The sequence below is a fragment of the Mesorhizobium sp. WSM4830 genome (assembly GCF_055811495.1).
Genome location: NZ_JBVVQI010000012.1, coordinates 1 through 15636, shown reverse-complemented (window position 1 = coordinate 15636; position 15636 = coordinate 1). Strand labels below are relative to the sequence as shown.

Annotated in this window: 11 protein-coding genes; 3 read left to right on the top strand and 8 right to left on the bottom strand. The window is 59.0% G+C overall.

Features of this window, described 5'->3' with window-relative positions:
• Window positions 1-236: 236 nt before the first annotated feature.
• The gene (locus AC0L2Y_RS16725) at window positions 237-1352 is read left to right on the top strand and encodes an NAD-dependent epimerase (RefSeq protein WP_473557875.1); all 1116 of its coding nucleotides are present in this window, start codon (window positions 237-239) and stop codon (window positions 1350-1352) included.
• 147 nt (window positions 1353-1499) lie between these two features.
• Here the strand turns inward: AC0L2Y_RS16725 and AC0L2Y_RS16720 are convergent, their stop codons facing one another.
• The 8 genes from AC0L2Y_RS16720 to AC0L2Y_RS16685 form a co-directional block, all read right to left on the bottom strand.
• Window positions 1500-3077 carry a lipopolysaccharide biosynthesis protein gene (locus AC0L2Y_RS16720; RefSeq protein ID WP_352489801.1) on the bottom strand — a complete coding sequence of 526 codons (1578 nt, stop codon included), beginning with the start codon at window positions 3075-3077 and terminating at the stop codon, window positions 1500-1502.
• Window positions 3074-5290, bottom strand: coding sequence for a GumC family protein (locus tag AC0L2Y_RS16715; protein ID WP_473557872.1), 2217 nt, complete (start codon window positions 5288-5290; stop codon window positions 3074-3076). Before AC0L2Y_RS16715 ends, AC0L2Y_RS16720 begins: the two co-directional genes overlap by 4 nt.
• Before the next feature lies 1 nt (window position 5291).
• Window positions 5292-7289 (bottom strand): asparagine synthase (glutamine-hydrolyzing), encoded by a 1998-nt coding sequence (gene asnB / locus AC0L2Y_RS16710; RefSeq protein ID WP_473557869.1) that lies wholly within the window; start codon window positions 7287-7289, stop codon window positions 5292-5294.
• 4 nt (window positions 7290-7293) lie between these two features.
• A complete protein-coding gene (locus AC0L2Y_RS16705; RefSeq protein WP_352489798.1) occupies window positions 7294-8550 on the bottom strand; it encodes an O-antigen ligase family protein in 1257 nt (418 codons plus the stop codon).
• Window positions 8547-9770: a glycosyltransferase family 4 protein gene (locus tag AC0L2Y_RS16700; protein ID WP_352489797.1), complete on the bottom strand. Its 1224-nt coding sequence runs from the start codon at window positions 9768-9770 to the stop codon at window positions 8547-8549. The genes AC0L2Y_RS16705 and AC0L2Y_RS16700 overlap by 4 nt, the downstream gene beginning before the upstream one ends.
• A gap of 329 nt (window positions 9771-10099) precedes the next feature.
• Window positions 10100-10333 carry a Trm112 family protein gene (locus AC0L2Y_RS16695; protein WP_352489796.1) on the bottom strand — a complete coding sequence of 78 codons (234 nt, stop codon included), beginning with the start codon at window positions 10331-10333 and terminating at the stop codon, window positions 10100-10102.
• Between the two features lie 291 nt (window positions 10334-10624).
• Entirely contained in the window at window positions 10625-11908 is a 1284-nt protein-coding gene (locus AC0L2Y_RS16690) for a hypothetical protein (RefSeq protein ID WP_473557867.1), read from the bottom strand.
• Window positions 11909-11998: 90 nt separating this feature from the next.
• The gene (locus AC0L2Y_RS16685; protein WP_352489794.1) at window positions 11999-12709 is read right to left on the bottom strand and encodes an AAA family ATPase; all 711 of its coding nucleotides are present in this window, start codon (window positions 12707-12709) and stop codon (window positions 11999-12001) included.
• 488 nt (window positions 12710-13197) lie between these two features.
• On the opposite strand from AC0L2Y_RS16685, the gene AC0L2Y_RS16680 reads away from it, so the two are divergent.
• Entirely contained in the window at window positions 13198-13986 is a 789-nt protein-coding gene (locus AC0L2Y_RS16680; RefSeq protein WP_473557863.1) for a class I SAM-dependent methyltransferase, read from the top strand.
• 64 nt (window positions 13987-14050) lie between these two features.
• Window positions 14051-15160, top strand: coding sequence for an acyltransferase family protein (locus AC0L2Y_RS16675; RefSeq protein WP_473557862.1), 1110 nt, complete (start codon window positions 14051-14053; stop codon window positions 15158-15160).
• The last annotated feature ends 476 nt before the right edge of the window (window positions 15161-15636 follow it).

The following is a 15636-nucleotide window of genomic DNA, read 5'->3' as shown; positions in this document are numbered from 1 at the left end:
CTTAGATCCAATCGCCGGACGTCGGCAGCCGCCCGGAATTCAAAACCACGCAAGTTGGCGTGTCATGACTTGGCAGGTCGTGCACCGGATTGCGCACTCCACTAGGTTCTATGCGCCAGCGTAAATATCGAAAGCCGCAATCCCGGACCGGCTATTCGGTACCGTCGAACGGATTCGAAAGGCGACAAGTGGACAACGATCTATGCAGCGAGTCTGTCCTTGCCGCAGCGGAGAAGATGGAAATCGCTCGATCCCGTTCGGACCGCGCGGTGCAGAAACTTGCACGGACAGGACCGATCGTTGTCACCGGCGCCGCAGGCTTCATTGGTTTTCACGTGGCCTCACGGCTTTTGCGTCTCGGTATCAAAGTCGTGGGCGTCGACAATTTCACGCCCTACTACGATCTGCGGCTCAAGGAAGCGCGATTTGCACGCCTCTGTAGCGAGGCGAAATTCACGCCGGTGCGAATGGATCTGGCCGATGCCGCGCGCGTTCAGTTGCTGTTTTCAAACGTTCGCCCGTCACACTTTGTCCATCTCGCGGCTCAGGCCGGCGTGCGTCATTCACTTGTTGACCCGCACGCCTATGTGCAATCGAACGTAGTGGCGTTTCTCAACGTCCTTGAGGGCTGCCGGCATCACAGCGTCAGTCATCTCGTCTACGCCTCTTCGAGCTCCGTCTACGGCTTGAATCGAACCGTACCGTTTTCCGAACACCACGGCGCCGATCATCCCGTCAGCTTCTACGCCGCCACCAAGCGTTCGAACGAATTCATGGCGCATTCATACAGCCATTTGTTCGGCCTGCCCGTGACCGGACTGCGCTTCTTCACCGTTTACGGCCCTTGGGGCAGGCCCGACATGGCGGTCTACTTGTTCACGCGCGCGATCGTCGAGGGCAAACCAATTCAAGTAGCCAATGCCGGCCGCGTGTGGCGGGATTTCACCTACATCGACGATATCGCTGAGGGCGTGGTTCGAGCACTTGCCGCACCACCGCGGCCAGATCCGAATTGGGACCCTTGCACCGCCGACCCTGCCACAAGTTCCGCGCCATATCGCGTCTACAATATCGGCAACGACCGGCCCGAGGAGATCAACCGGCTGATTTCGATCATCGAGACCGCTCTTGGAAGCCGGGCGCTTCGCGTCGATGTGCCGTTGCCGCCTGGCGACGTTCTGGAGACGCGCGCCGACGTCAGCGATCTTCGCCAGGCCGTCGGCTTCGTCCCGGCAACACCGCTCGAGGATGGAGTGCAACGCTTTGTCGAATGGTACCGGGACTTTCATGGAACGGATGCCGCGGCCAGCATACGGCAACAGACGTTGGTGAATGATGAGGCCACCGTGTAGGCCGCGCGGCCTGTCGGGCGATGATCTGTCACTCGCCGCGTAACGCGTCGGCCAGAAAGCCGCCCTCGCCAGCCTCTATCCGACACAACCCTGGACTCGAAATTCCTGAACGCTGATGTCGTCGCGTATCGGGGCGACGGTCTCAGATCAGCGCAGGAACCAATGTCGCGGCTGGCCTTCGACTGCGTGCGTTCTGAACGATGTTAGCGCAAAGATCAGCCCAGGGATAATTTTCAGCCGTTTGCTGATGTAGATCGACATCGCCACATTCCAAATCGCCAACGCAAGCGCGAGGCCGATTGCGGCGCCCGGCGCGCCGTAGAGCGCAATTCCTGTGGCACAGCCTATGACACTGGCCGCAGCGCCGACGATCATGGTTACGGCTGCCGCCCATTCGTTTCCGGTCATCATCAAGAGGAGCATCTGGGGGCCGCACAGCGCGACAAAGACATATCCGAGAATGAGTATCCGCGCGACGGGTGCCGCGGTACTGAAATCCCCGCCGAACCAGCTCAACAGAGGTTCAATAATCGCAAGCATCGGGATGGCCATCGTTAGAGCCCCACCAGAGGAAAGTAGGGCGGCCCGTGAAAACAGCTGCTGCAGAGCGAGCCGATCGCCTCGGGCATGAAGGGCAGCCGCTGTCGGCGCAAACATCGTAGAGACGGCAACCAGGGAAAGGCTCACAAGCAAGGCGACATTCAATCCCAATGCGAAAATGCCTGCTTCGCGAATGTGATGCGTCCAGCCCAGCACCATGACCCCGGCCCGGCTGATGAAAACATCGAGCCCAGCCATGAGCATCATTGGCGGAACTGCGGACCACCATTCCCGCGACTCGTCGGCTGGCTGAGCCTGCCGCAAGCCAGGCGGCTGAAATTTTGCCGCCATGACGAACACCAGGCCGACCGTGATGGCTGAACTTGCCAGCACCGCCTGCATCACCAAGGGTGCGTTGGGGGTCCATGATCGGGATAAGACCGCCATTCCCAGCAACGTCAACAAGAGGCCGTCGCGCACGATGCGTTCCGGCAGGAGGGACGAGACACCGCCGCCGAAAGCACGAACAAGTGTTGCGCCCAACGCGTAGGCGGTGACCAAAGGCACTGCTGCCATGCCTAGCAGCTGGCTGATTTGAAGCTCCTTGTGAGAAGGATCTGAAAAGAAAAAGACCAAGGCGGCGCCAATGATGCCGAATAGTGTCGCTGCCGCAAGCGACCTTTGCAGAGCAAACCTGATTACGCCGTGTACCAGGTCAAGCCGCCCCTTGGCACTGTAAGCGGAGACGAAACGTAACAAGGATACATGGAAACCAAGCGTTGCAAGATAGGCAAGCACCGAGGTCCAGGCCAGAACATAGGAATAGATGCCATAGCTGGTGGAGCCGACGATGCGCGCAATCAACAACTGCGCCAAGCTGGTCAGGCCCGCACCCCCGATATAGACCAAAAGAGCGAAAATGCTGGCGTAGCCGAGACCCCTGCCCGTGTCCTCCTTGTGCGGCAAAACCATATTCGTTGGAGCAACGGCGGCCGCAGGGAAGCGGGCGAGCTTCGGATCGCTGCAATCGTCGATGTCTCTTGCGCCGGCCTCGCGCATTTCATCGCCCTGATCGCCCTTGGCCGCGGACCCGGCTCCGGACTGCGAGATCGTCGATATTATCTTCCGCTCGACAGGCCGAATGCCGTGGCGGTCGTTACGCGGAATCCCGCATGTGACACTCATGATGTTCTCTCGAGCAAGAGATCCGCGCTGTCCCCAAACCGGTAGCCGGCGTGTTTCCTGAGATTGACCTGCGTGAGAACGCTGCCTACGGGGACCTGAGCCGTCTCGTTCTCCGTCAGCAACTGCAGAACACCACGCGCGATGCTGCGGCGCGTCTTGGCCCAGCGAACAGCGAAAAGAACCGCGTCAGCCCAGCCCGTGAGTAGCCTGGCCTCAGGTCCTCCAAGGCCCAGTGGTCCATTTATGATGACGATGCTGTACATCGAGCGCAGCTCATCTGTGACCAGAGACCCGTCGATCATGGACAGTTGCGGCAGCAAATCCTCCGATGGTGCGAGTGCCATGAAGTCAATGCCAATTTCGGGCATCCCGGTGACCGCGTCGTGCAGGGGACAACGGTCGCTCATATAGTCTCCAAAGGATTTATGCGGCTTGAACGCACCGAATTCGTTCAGAAACTCGTTCGTGAGGCGGGCGCCCGTGCCGTCAAGATCGAGAAAAAGCACTCGTCCCCCAAGTCGGGTAGCTGCCAAGGCGAGGCTCCATGCGAGCTCGGTCTTGCCATCATGCCGGACGCTGGACGTTACGAGGATGACGTGCGACGCGCGGCCCCTCGCCTTGTTGAGCGTCACCGTGACAAGGAGAGAGGTGACGGCTCGGCTGTAGCTGCAGTTTTGCTGGCCGAGAACCAGCTGCTGTAGTCGTTTCGCGTGTATTGTGGGCGCTTCCGGTATCAGCCCCAGGCACGGAACCCTGAGCGCGGCTTCAGCTTCGGCCCCGCCGCGCAAGGTCTGATTGAGACGGCTGCGGACCATGACGAAGATCCCGCCAATGAGGCCAAATACGATCATGCCGGGCGGAATAAGAAAGACGGGCGGCAGGGTTTTTGGATTAGTCGGCGGCCAGGCCGCTGAAAGGATAGAGACCCCGGGCAAGGGCGTTGCGATGCGCTGGACCAGATCCTGTTGTTGGGTGAGAAGCTGGTTGTATCGCTGCGTCAGGATGCTGACCTGCGGCTCGAGCGCACGCAAGCCGGAAAGCCGGCCGGCTGTGTCGGCCACCACCGCATCGAGCACATTCTTACGCCCCTCCAGAGCAGCAATCTGGGCACGGTAGATGTTCGCCTCCGCCACAATGCGAGCAGTGCCTTGTTCGATCTCGCCGTTGATCGCAGTGCTAAGGCCCGCATCCGCATTGTCGTTGGCTTGGCGGGCCGCCATGTCGGCCAACACCGGAGACCCGATCGCTTCGGCGAGCGCCGCGACCGATGCTCCTTCCTCTCGCAAAGCCTCGATGTGCTGAAGGCGAGATTCCGTCGCTGAGAGATCCGCTTTCGACAACGATATCTGCTGACTAAGTTCGGCTGTCTCCTTGGCAGCGTTATCCGCCGCACCTTGATCGGCCGCGCCATGGCTCAGTCGATACTTTTCCAGGCGGTCGGTCGCTTTCGCCAGGTCGCTTTGTACGACCGGCAGGCTGGCGACGATCGAGGCGAGTTCCAGCCTGTCTGACGCCCTGCGCTTCTGTGCGAGATCGTCGATGTATACTTGGACGAACGTATTGGCCACCAGGGCGGCTCGCGCCGGATCGTCGTCAGTGAAGCCGACGGTGATCACCCTCGATCTCAGTTCCTGTCCAACCCTCATGCCCTTCCGCAATGCCTTGAGTTCGGCTGCATCGGCCGCCTCCGGCCTGCCCTGCGGCCAAATCCTTTCTAGCAGACCGGCTGCGAAGGTGCGCATGTTCTGCAGGTTGCCGCCTACCGGGGCGGCGCGGGAATTACCGATATCACCTTGCTCAGCAATATTGCCGATCTCTGTCTTGCGTAGGACTGCCACCACGCGACGCAGATGCCCCTGCGAAGAGAGCATGGTTAAGTGGTCATCAATGCTCGCATCCAGCATCTCCTGAGCAGAATCCGCGCCTCCGGGAGCCGCATTCCTGCCAGGAGCATCGACAATCACCTGTGCGGTCGCCTCGAACAGGACAGGACGCACAAAACCCGCAAGCCCAGCCAACACTCCGCCCAAAATCACCATTGCAAGCAGGAACCATTTTCTCCTCGCAATGGTAGTGAGGAGTTGATGGAAGGGGGTCTGCGCGTCGACCTGTTCGCGCAGGAATGGCCTCATGCGCGGGTTGATCTCGCGCGTCGGCACGTGCATGTCAGTGGCGCGCGGAAGGTGAATTCGGCTGACTATGGACCCTTCCATCTCATACTCCTGTCAGTTCGAGCGCTGTGGACATGCCCGTTGCCGGCCCGGCGGACCGCCCGACCTCGTTGCGCCAGGCCTGGAACATCAACGCGGGCCACAAATCGCGAGAATGATCCTGACTTCCGTCAAGATGGTCGCGCCAGCAGGTTTCGACCTTCGCAAAGTCGAAGATCCCATCTCCGGAGAGGCGTATATCGGCGACTAGATCGCTGGCCCAGATGCGCAACGGGCCGCTCAGCCAGACTGCTATGGGAACATCGAAACCCTGCTTCGGCCGGTCGATCAGCCGTTGCGGAACATAGCGGCTAAGCAGCTGACGAAGAAGCCACTTGCCTTTGCCATTGCGGACCTTCGCATGTGCCGGCAGCTGCCAGGCGAATTCGACAACCCGATGGTCGAGAAGCGGGCACCGGCCTTCGAGGCTGTTGGCCATGCTGGCGCGGTCCAACTTCACCAGTATATCGTCGGGCAGGTAACCGGCCATATCGTCGTACAAGAGACGGGACAGCAGGCCATCAAGCCGGGGGGACCCTTGAATTGATGTGGGCGGCGTGTGGAGTGCGAGGCTCCCGGTCGATGCTCCGGTCAGCCGTCGATACAATTCGTCCTCATCTGGTGCAGCGAGCAGCCGAGCGAGGCGATGCAGCCGGTCGCTCCGCAGCGCGTGCCGTCCACTCGCCGAAAGCGGCAGCATGCCGACGAAATCGTGACGCGCTGCACGGGCCAGCAATCCGACGCCTGCAGCAAGGGCGTGACGCAGCGGCGACGGCAGCGCATGCTGTCGTTTCAACCGCGCAGCCATGAAATGACGGGCGTAACCGGCGAAGCATTCATCGCCACCGTCGCCTGACAGGGCCACCGTAACGTGTTGGCGAGCGAGCCGCGCCACGAGCAAAGTCGGTATCTGCGATTCATCGGCGAACGGCTCATCCCAGATCCGCGGCAGTTCCGGAATGACTTCGCGCGCAGCGGCTGCTGAAAGGTGGAGTTCAGTGTGATCGGTGCCCAGGTGCCGCGCGACCTCCGCGGCGTGGGGAGCTTCATCAAACCCGTCTTCTCCGAAAGCGATCGTGAATGTGCGCACCGGTTTTGGCGATTGGGCCTGCATCAGCGCCACAACCGTGGAGCTGTCGAGGCCACCAGAGAGAAAGGCACCCAGCGGCACATCGGCTATCATGCGTTCCCGGACGGCAAGTCGAAGCAGGTCGTCGAGTTTGTCGGTCAGTTCGTCGTCGGTGCCGGCGATCGGATTCTGTCGTCCGTTCGCGGCGACTTCAGGCAGCGACCACCAGTGTCGGGCGCGTTGCGAAAGGGATGCGGCACTGCGCGCCTCGGCAAAATCCGCCGCCGTCACAGACAGAACCGAGCCTGGAGGTAACTTGAATACGCCTTGCCAGATGCAACTGTTACCCGGTACCCATCCCTTCGAAAGCATTGTCGCGGCCGCGTCGAGATCGAGCTCTTGACAGAAACCTGGAAAACGATGGATTGCCTTCAGCTCGGAGGCAAAAACGAGCACATCGCGCGTTGCAGCAATAAAGAGCGGCTTTTTGCCCATTCGGTCGCGGGCGAGATGGAGGGTCCTGGTCTTTAGATCCCACAATCCAAATGCGAACATGCCAGCGAGGCGCGTCAGTGCGGTGTCGAGACCCCAGCTCTCGATTGCGCACAGCATCACTTCGGTATCGCTGGCGCTGCGGAACCGATGGCCAGCGTCTTCAAGCTCGCGGCGCAGATCGCGGAAATTGTAGATCTCGCCGTTGAAGGTAATGGTATATCGGCCACTTGCCGAATGCATCGGCTGGCGCCCTGCTTCCGATAGGTCGACTATAGCCAAACGCCTGTGGCCGAAGGCGATGCCGGCTTCGCGATTGATCCAGAAGCCTTCGCCGTCAGGCCCACGATGACGAAGGGCCGTCGTCATCTGGCCAATTGCCCTGAGCGGCTCGATGTTGGCGGCATCGGGTGCAAGGAGAATTCCGGTAATCCCACACATGCCATCACCTCAGGTCGCTGGAGGTTGCCGAAATCGTTCGCGGCGTTCCGGCAACAAGGCAAATGGTAAGCGCAAACCACACGATTGGATGGCGGATGATCAGATGTGGCATTCCGAAAATGACGATCGACACCACCAACACGAACAGGGCATCGAGCTTCGCACGCCACGCGCATAAAGCCGCCGCGCCGACAATCCAGGCCAGGGCCAGGACCGCAACCAAACCACCTTGCGTGTACAGATCGAGAATCGTGTTGTGGGCTTCGAAAGGTCGGGGCAGAAACTGGCTGTCGCCGACGGGGGGGCGCTCCAGATGCGGGCCAGGACCAAGGCCCAGGGATCCTGACGTTAGGCCCTTGTCCAATGCATCTCCCCAGAGTTGGATTCGAAGTGCAGCGGTTTCGGCGGTCCCCTGGCCGCCCTTGTCCTTGGTAAGACTCAAGGCGAACTGTTCGACGCTGCCCACCTCCGTGACGATGTAAGGCGTCATCGACATTGCCAACGGAAGGAAGCCAATCATCAGCAGAAGGGTAACTTGCCGGGACAGGCTGACCTTGCCGTCACCGGCTGCGAGCCATGTCCGAACCCGCAGCCCAACAAATATCAGGCCGACCAGGACCGTCGTGTAAAGATAGGCATCACTCTTCGTCAGCCTTCCGATATAGATGGTCAGGATAAGGCTGCTGAGCCCGGCCAACCTCGCCCACGGCTTGCTTGTGGTCGTCGCAAGATGCAAGGCGAGCGGACCAAAGAGTGCGCAATAGAGCGCGAGCTGGTTGGGGTTCTCTGACCAGCCTCGGAAGCGATCCCAGTACCAGGGATCGACGCCGGATTGGTGAATCCAACCCCATCCAAGTGCCAACTGAACAACAAAGCATGCGTTCGCGATAGCGACCACCCACCAGGCAGTACTGCGCAGACGGCGATCCGCGTCGGGCTCCGCGGCGGCCAGGCAGGTGACGCAGATCAGCAGCAGGTAGGCTATGACATCGTGCATCACCACCGACAGATACAGCACCGTGGTCAGGTAGCCGACGATGGTTCCAATACCCAGAGCGAGCGTGATGATCAGCCAGAAGCCCGCAACATGGATCAGGGCGGGCCTGACGACCAAGTGACCGCCGGCGAGCACCCGCCCGATCGACAGCATGATCCAAAGCGCGAGAAACAATTCGCCATAGCCGAAGGGCAAGCCCGGAACTGAGAGCTGCGCCGCATACGACATGGCAACGCCGCAGGCCAGGATCGCGTCCCGGATCATCGGCGTGCTCCACCGGATCCGCGGTTTGCAGCAGGCTCTTCAAGCAACACCGGCGATGCCGGTCGAGCGATGCCCTCCCGGGATTTGGCACTAAGGACATTGTCGAAGAGATCGCAATATTGCTCGACCACCCAGGGCAGCGAGAACTGCGTCCGGACGAGCTCGACAGAGCGAGCGCCCATGGTCGTTCCCTTCCGGCGGTCGGACAGGACCTCTATAATTCGAGAGGCAAGGCTGTTCGCATCGTGCGGGGGGACGAGATAGCCGTTCCATCCGTCCTCGACCACCTCATTGCAACCAGGCATCATCGAGGCGACGATAGGCAATCCTGCGAGCCCTGCCTCCAGCAGGACGCGCGGAATCCCTTCTCGGTATTGTGTTGGAAAGGCGAACAGATCGGCCATGCCAAGAAGGGCAGGAACGTCGCGTCGTAGACCCAACGCGATGACATGCGGCACATGCCGATCGATCTCCGCCTTGTCCACTGCAAACGGGCCCTCGGATTCCAATGGCCCGACAAGCACGAAACGGGCATTGGGCCTTTCCGACAGGATGCGAGGGACTGCCTTGAGGAGTGTCGGGATGCCTTTCTGGCGCGTTAGCCGGCCGACAAAAATCACGATCTCGGCGGATTGGAGCCCAAGCTCTTCGCGCATTTTCATCGCCGACGGGGCAAGATGCCTTGCCATGGCGAACGCATCGACGTCGATTCCAGAACTGCGGATCACTCGTCCGCTGCCGCGTCCGATCAGTCGGTAGCGTTCAAAGAATGCCTGATCGTCCCGATTCTGGAACACCGTAGCCGCCGTCCATAACGACGAAAGCCATTGCAGTCCGCAAAAGATTGGGCGCAGGGCAAGAGCGCGCGGTTCCAGGGACGAGAACGTCCAGCCCAGACCGTTGATAGTGCGCACGACTGGAACGCTCCCGCGCACCGCAAGTGGCGTCACCAGGTTGGGCTTGGTGTCGAAGCTTTGGATAATGTCCGGCCGGAGTTCCGCCATCAGCTTTCGAATGGTTCTGATAGCGGCCCATTCTCCGCTGCTGCTGGAAAATCGGTCGAAACCGTAGCTGCGATGCGGAATGCCATGCCGCAGGAATGCGGCTTCACCGCCGCTCGACACCGCGGTAACCCGAAATCCCTTCTCTCGCAGCGACATCAGGAACGGAATTCGCAGGGCATGATCCTCGCCTCCGACACACACGAGATGCGGATTCATCCTGCGTCTCCTGACCGTTCGCTGTAGTCCGATCGCGCAAAGTGGCCGGCCCTTGAATTTGCTTTCATGGTGTTGGTTTCGCTACCCATCTCGCCCATGGTCACGGTAGGGGCAGGTCTTGCCACTGTCCTCGTCTGTTTAAATGACGCAAACCCTGTCCCGGCAACGGGCCGCCGTACCCAGCCGGTTCAGGTCGTCGCGCGTTGCATCAAAGAGGTCGCCACTGCCCGGGTGCCGAGCCGGGTCCGCAGACAGCTCGCGCTCCGCGGCACACTTTCCTGTCATTGCTGGCTATCGTCGGAAAGCCGCCTGCTTTAGCGCGGCTCCCATCATCGTCTGGATGCGCGAAGTTTGACCACGCGGGAGGTGATCGTCCGTGCCTCCGAGGCTAGCAGGATTGGAATGCCGTCGCGAACCGGATAGGCAAGTCCTGCGCTCTTCGAAACGAGTTCATCGCGATCCGAATCCCAGGCAAGTGAGCACTTGGTCATTGGGCATACCAGCCATTCTAACAACTCAGAGTTGAACGAGGCATTCTCTTCGGCTCGCTTATCCGAATCCATCTGCTATTCCTTTCTCGGCCGCGACATCAACAGTGAGCTCCGACGCGAGCGCCCTTCGCGATACAAGCCGTCACCCGACGTCATCGCTGTAATTCGTAGGATTCCGGCAAGTGTCATAAGCCTTGCAAACTGCACAATCACGCTAGGTGGAGGCTTGGCCACTGTCGTCGTCCGTTTGAATGAATCGACATGAACGGACCCGTATGTCGGCGAAGTTGAACGTGAGGCGTTAAAAGCGTGAATGGAGCAAGCACGATCGGCGATATCGCCATAGGCAACCGGAAGGTTTCGTTATTGAAGACCGCTCGCGGCTAATGCTCTCGAGCCAGTGTCTGATCCTTCCGGCCAGTCAATACGGGCGACGAAATCGTAAACCGGGCCGCCGGGTACTCCCCAATTGCTTGACCAGATCACCTGTGAACCGTCCGGGGACGGCGAGGCGTGGGTCTCACTCCAGTAGTCGAATGGAACGTTGTTCGTCTGCACAATGCGCCGGACCTCTCCGCTGCCGTCGATGCGCAACGCGATGACTTCCCGTGCATATGGCGCCCAAGCCGGATATTTCGATACTTCGTCCGGATTGCCCGAATAGCTAAGGAACACCCAACCGGGTCTGTCCAGCGACCTGAGCGACGCATGCTGTGCTTCACCATATCTCATGAGCGAGGTGACTTTCCCATCTGACAGCCTTCGCTTGATCACCTGGTATATGTCCGGATCGGACTTACTGATCCCCACATAGATTTCGCTGCCGTCGGCATCGACGGTCATGTCGCCATGGCCAGGCCGATGATGCTCAGTCCATTTCTGGCGCAGAACGCCGTCAACAGAAAAGATGAACGTCTGTTGAGTGTCGTCTTTCAGGTTCTGAATGCATAAGATGTTGACGCCAAGCGGCGAGATTGAGCAGGCGCCGTTGGCCCCGACAAGCTGTGCTAGATCGATTTCCGGAAATTTCCGCCGCTGTTTGAGATCGTAGGCAAAGACCACCGCTTTGCCGTCCCGGCGAACCGCGCGTACGGCAATACGGCTGCCGTCACGGCTTGGATTGCCTTTATATGGCCCGAACTGGAGCTTGCTGCCGTCAGTCGAAACAAACAGGACCTCCTCATGGTTGGTGCGTGGCGCCCAGGTCGAAATTTTCCGGCCGCCGACGCAGATCATCAGGTCGGGATCGCGAGGGTGCCATTCGCATTCGATCGATCGAACACGGCGAAAAAGCGGAGCGTAGGTGCGCCCATCCAGGAAGCATAAGCCGCCGCAGCCGTTGCTGATGACAAGAAGGCTCTGATCCGAATTCCAGGCCTGGGCGCTCGAATAGCGGTGGCTGCAATATTTGCTCCCGCATGCGATGCCGGCGCCGAGCATTCCGGGTTTGGTTATTCGGGTGAAAGTTGTGCCAAATGCCGCATCCTTCGCGGCGTGCAGGTAATCCGGCAGGTCCGTGGCTACCGGCGCGACGAACTTTGTCGATGCGACGTCCTCTCCACTCACCGCCCCGCGGATGACTATCGATATCGCGCTGACAGCAGCTAACGTCAACGCCAAGGCAGTCTGGTAGCGAAAAAAGCGCATGTCATGTCAACTCGCGCGGTTTCTTCTCAATAATTCGATTTTCCGTCTTATTGGATATCTTCTTATCGACGCTTTAAGAACCGCATCTCTCTAAGCTTCAACTCTTTTAAATTTCGCCCGCGCCGCCCCGAACTTGTCGATTACTCCACGCGCTATCATTTCTGTGGCGGCTGTGAGCCCGTTCGAATCTAAACTTTCGACGCAAGTTGTTGGCACCGGAAATGATCCAAGTTGTTCCTCAATGAGATTAACGTGGTCAATATGATCAAGACTGCTCTGCAGATCGACTTCGAGGAACTTCTGAATAATACCGAGGTTACGCCGGCGTTCCTTCAGCCGAACCTCTAGAATTTCTCTTGGCGCCTGCAATCGGACAAGCAGGTCCGGTTTGGGTAGAAGCTCGAGCGCGCGCGACACCCTTTCACGATCCGTGATGCCGCTGAACAAAACCAGTGAACATACGAATTGCACCATACCCTGGTCAAAAATTGAGATCGTGTCATTGGACGCTATTGCCGCGCGCCAAGCTTGAAGAAGAGCTTCAAGATGCCAGTTCAGGCGAGCCGCCCACAGCTCATTCTTGGGTGGAAGAATCTTAAGCACTTCTGCACCGAGAGAACGCTGTCCGATCCACTTTGAATGCAAGCCGGAAACCAGTTTGAAGGCGGCCCTTCTAACCGGGTGTCGACGGTCACCGGTCTGCAAAACAACACAGTAGCCCTGAGCTCGCAAAACGTGCACCAGCTCGGACGCTAACGTCGTCTTACCAGCACCGGACGGCCCAAATAGCTCCAAGATCATCTTTTAATCCAGACTGAGGGAAGCCTACTGGCAGTGACGTCATGTCCATTTGCTGAAGCGAACGCCCATCTCTTCCTGGGATGTCTAGCCGACGAGCCAGGAATCCGCGCCATCCGTATGAATGACGGTGTGGTCACGTTGGGATATCGACGGACGCCAAAATCGTGAACGGAAGGATTGCGTTTCGGGTCACTACCCTTCCGGATTGCCTTCCGTCCGTTTACCGTTCCGTCTCCGACAGGGCTGTGCAGTAGCCCTATTCCCCTGCACACTTCCGCGAGGGCGCGGCAGTCATGAGTTCGCCATGTCTCATCCGTTCGAGGGATGCGAGACACCCAGCGTTCTGGAAACCTTCTCTGTGATGGACGCAGCCAACTGGCCGTTTATCCCCTCTATCGCCAATAGGGCAGCCTGGTCGGCTATCCAATAAACGTGTCGGACAAAATCTTCGATCTCATCTGCAGGAGAAATCGTATGAAAGCAGGCATATGAGCGAGAACCTCGAGCCACATCAGACGGCAGCGGCAAATACGGCTATACCTGCCAATTACAACGCCAAGGTCGCGGCAGTCGCGGCCTATGAGCTCCCGACAAAACAGAGATATCAAGATCCGAGTTTTGCGAGCTGGTACCTGAACGGCTATGCAGGCCGGTTGAAGCTGTCCACCGTTGCGTCATACGTCATTGCGCGACGGGAACAACGCTGCATCGCCAAGGCGCTGGAGAGGTGCAGCCCGCCTCCATCTCAGGTGCTCGATATCCCATGCGGAACCGGGAAGCTGGCCGGCGTGCTGGGCCAGCATGATTGTCGGGTGCTGGCTGCAGACATTTCAATGGAAATGATGGCCTTGGCTAAGTCAGCATATGAAGGTCAATCCGGTTTTCGGGGATTCATCCGATGTGACGTGACGCAGCTTCCGTTCGCCGACGAAAGCTTTGATACGGTGGTCTGTCTTCGCCTCATTCACCTTATCCCGCCACATCTCAGGCGCGACATTATCATTGAGCTCGCGCGCGTTGCCAGCCGTCGCCTGATCGTATCCTACGGCCTTGGCACCCGCCTCCAGAGAATACGGCTAAGGCTGCGGAAGATGATCACCGGAAGGATGTCGGCGCCTCATCCTGTCAATCTCACGGTTGCACGACAGGATTTCGCGGCGGCGGGGCTCAAGCTGGTACGCTCTTTTAGCGTCCTGCGGTTCCTGTCCTGCGAGCAGCTGTTCGTACTTGAGAAGGTAAAGGCTTGGCCCGCCGCCGGTTTGCAGTCTTCGCTTTAGCACTGGTATTGCGGATCAGGCCGCTGATGATTGTCAAAAGCTGAAACGGCTGCGGGAGGTAGCTGTGGAACCGGCAGGTAGGGCCATTCCGGCGCGCATGGCATCACTCGACCTGCTGCGCCTGGCTGCGGCCCTCGCGGTCGTACTCTATCATTATCTTTTCGGCGGCGCGATCGCCGGAAGTCTCGATGTGGAATATCCTGCCGCAGCACCTTACGCCATCTATGGCTATCTCGGCGTCAATCTGTTTTTCCTGATCAGCGGTTTCGTCATCGCGTGGTCGGCCGAAGGTCGAAGCTGGCAAGAATTCGCGGTCGCCCGCTTCGCCCGGCTTTACCCCGGATTCCTCGTCTGCATGACCGCGACGTTTGTTTTTCTCGTCGTCGCCAAAGACCAGCGTTTCCCGACTGATGTTGCAACCTATATAGCCAATCTTTCCATGTTCGCCCGCCTCTTCGGCAGACCATCCATGGATGGCGCCTATTGGTCGATCATGCTCGAGATCCTGTTCTACGGCTGGGTTGCGGTGCTGATCTTTGCAGGTGCCTTTCAGCGCTGGAAAATACCCATCGCTGCCATCTGGCTCGCAATTTCGGCAAGCAACGAGTTCTTCTTTGGAAACACGGTGATACGCATTCTCTTTATTACAAACTATGCGCCTTTGTTTGCCGCCGGCATCCTCGCGGAAGACATCGTTGCAAGGGGTCGTTCGCCGGCTGCGTTCTTGCTTCTTGCCGTCGCGTTCCTGGTGTCTTGCCAGACCATAATGTTCTCTCACAACTGGATGCAGGAGCACTTTGGCGCAGCCATTTCGTATCCTGCCCTCCTCGCTGCCAATTTAGTGGTCTACGGAGTCTTCGCTGGCGCGATACTGCTCCGCTCCATGATTGCTCCATCCAAGACCGTCATGATGCTCGGAGGGTTGACTTATCCGCTGTATCTTTTGCATCAGTACATTGGCTATGTTTCGCTTAACGCGCTGGCGCCGCATGTCGGGAAGGACGCCGCATTCGTCGCTGTATTGGCCGGGGTCCTTCTGGCCTCTTTTCTCGTCTGGCGCTTCATCGAGACGCCGGTACGCAAGCCGCTTGTCCGCGCCCTGATGTCCGGGATATGTCGCCTTGCACCAGCCTCGCAGCCAATCCGGCCAACCTCTTCCGCACGAACATCATGATCGCAAGCTCTCGGCGGGTGTCCCAGAAAGATTCGCGTTAATAGCGAAACACTGGAGCATCTGGGGCTTGGCACGGCTGTACGGCACACTGGATGCGTCCCGCTTCCGATTTCGTTGACGGCTAAGCCGATGCCCAGCACCCGGCATGACGAGGCCCTTCTTCAAGCTAGACCGGAGCTTCAAGAGCGGCGATGCGCGCCCCAGATAGCGCACGCCAGGTCCGACACATGGCGCGAGACTCTCTTGCGACCTGACACCCCATCGAAGGCTTATCGGCGAGAACGTCGCGATGTTTATCAACTTACGATCAAAGATTCTCACACCGCGTGCCGGTATGTGATTTGGCGCTAATATACGCTGTCTGTAGGTAGGGCGCAGTCGAAACAGAAAAAGGAATATTGGATGACCACTCTGCATTACACGTCAGGCGGATCAGGCACGGAAATTGCACAAGCCGGATTTAACCTGGCTGACGT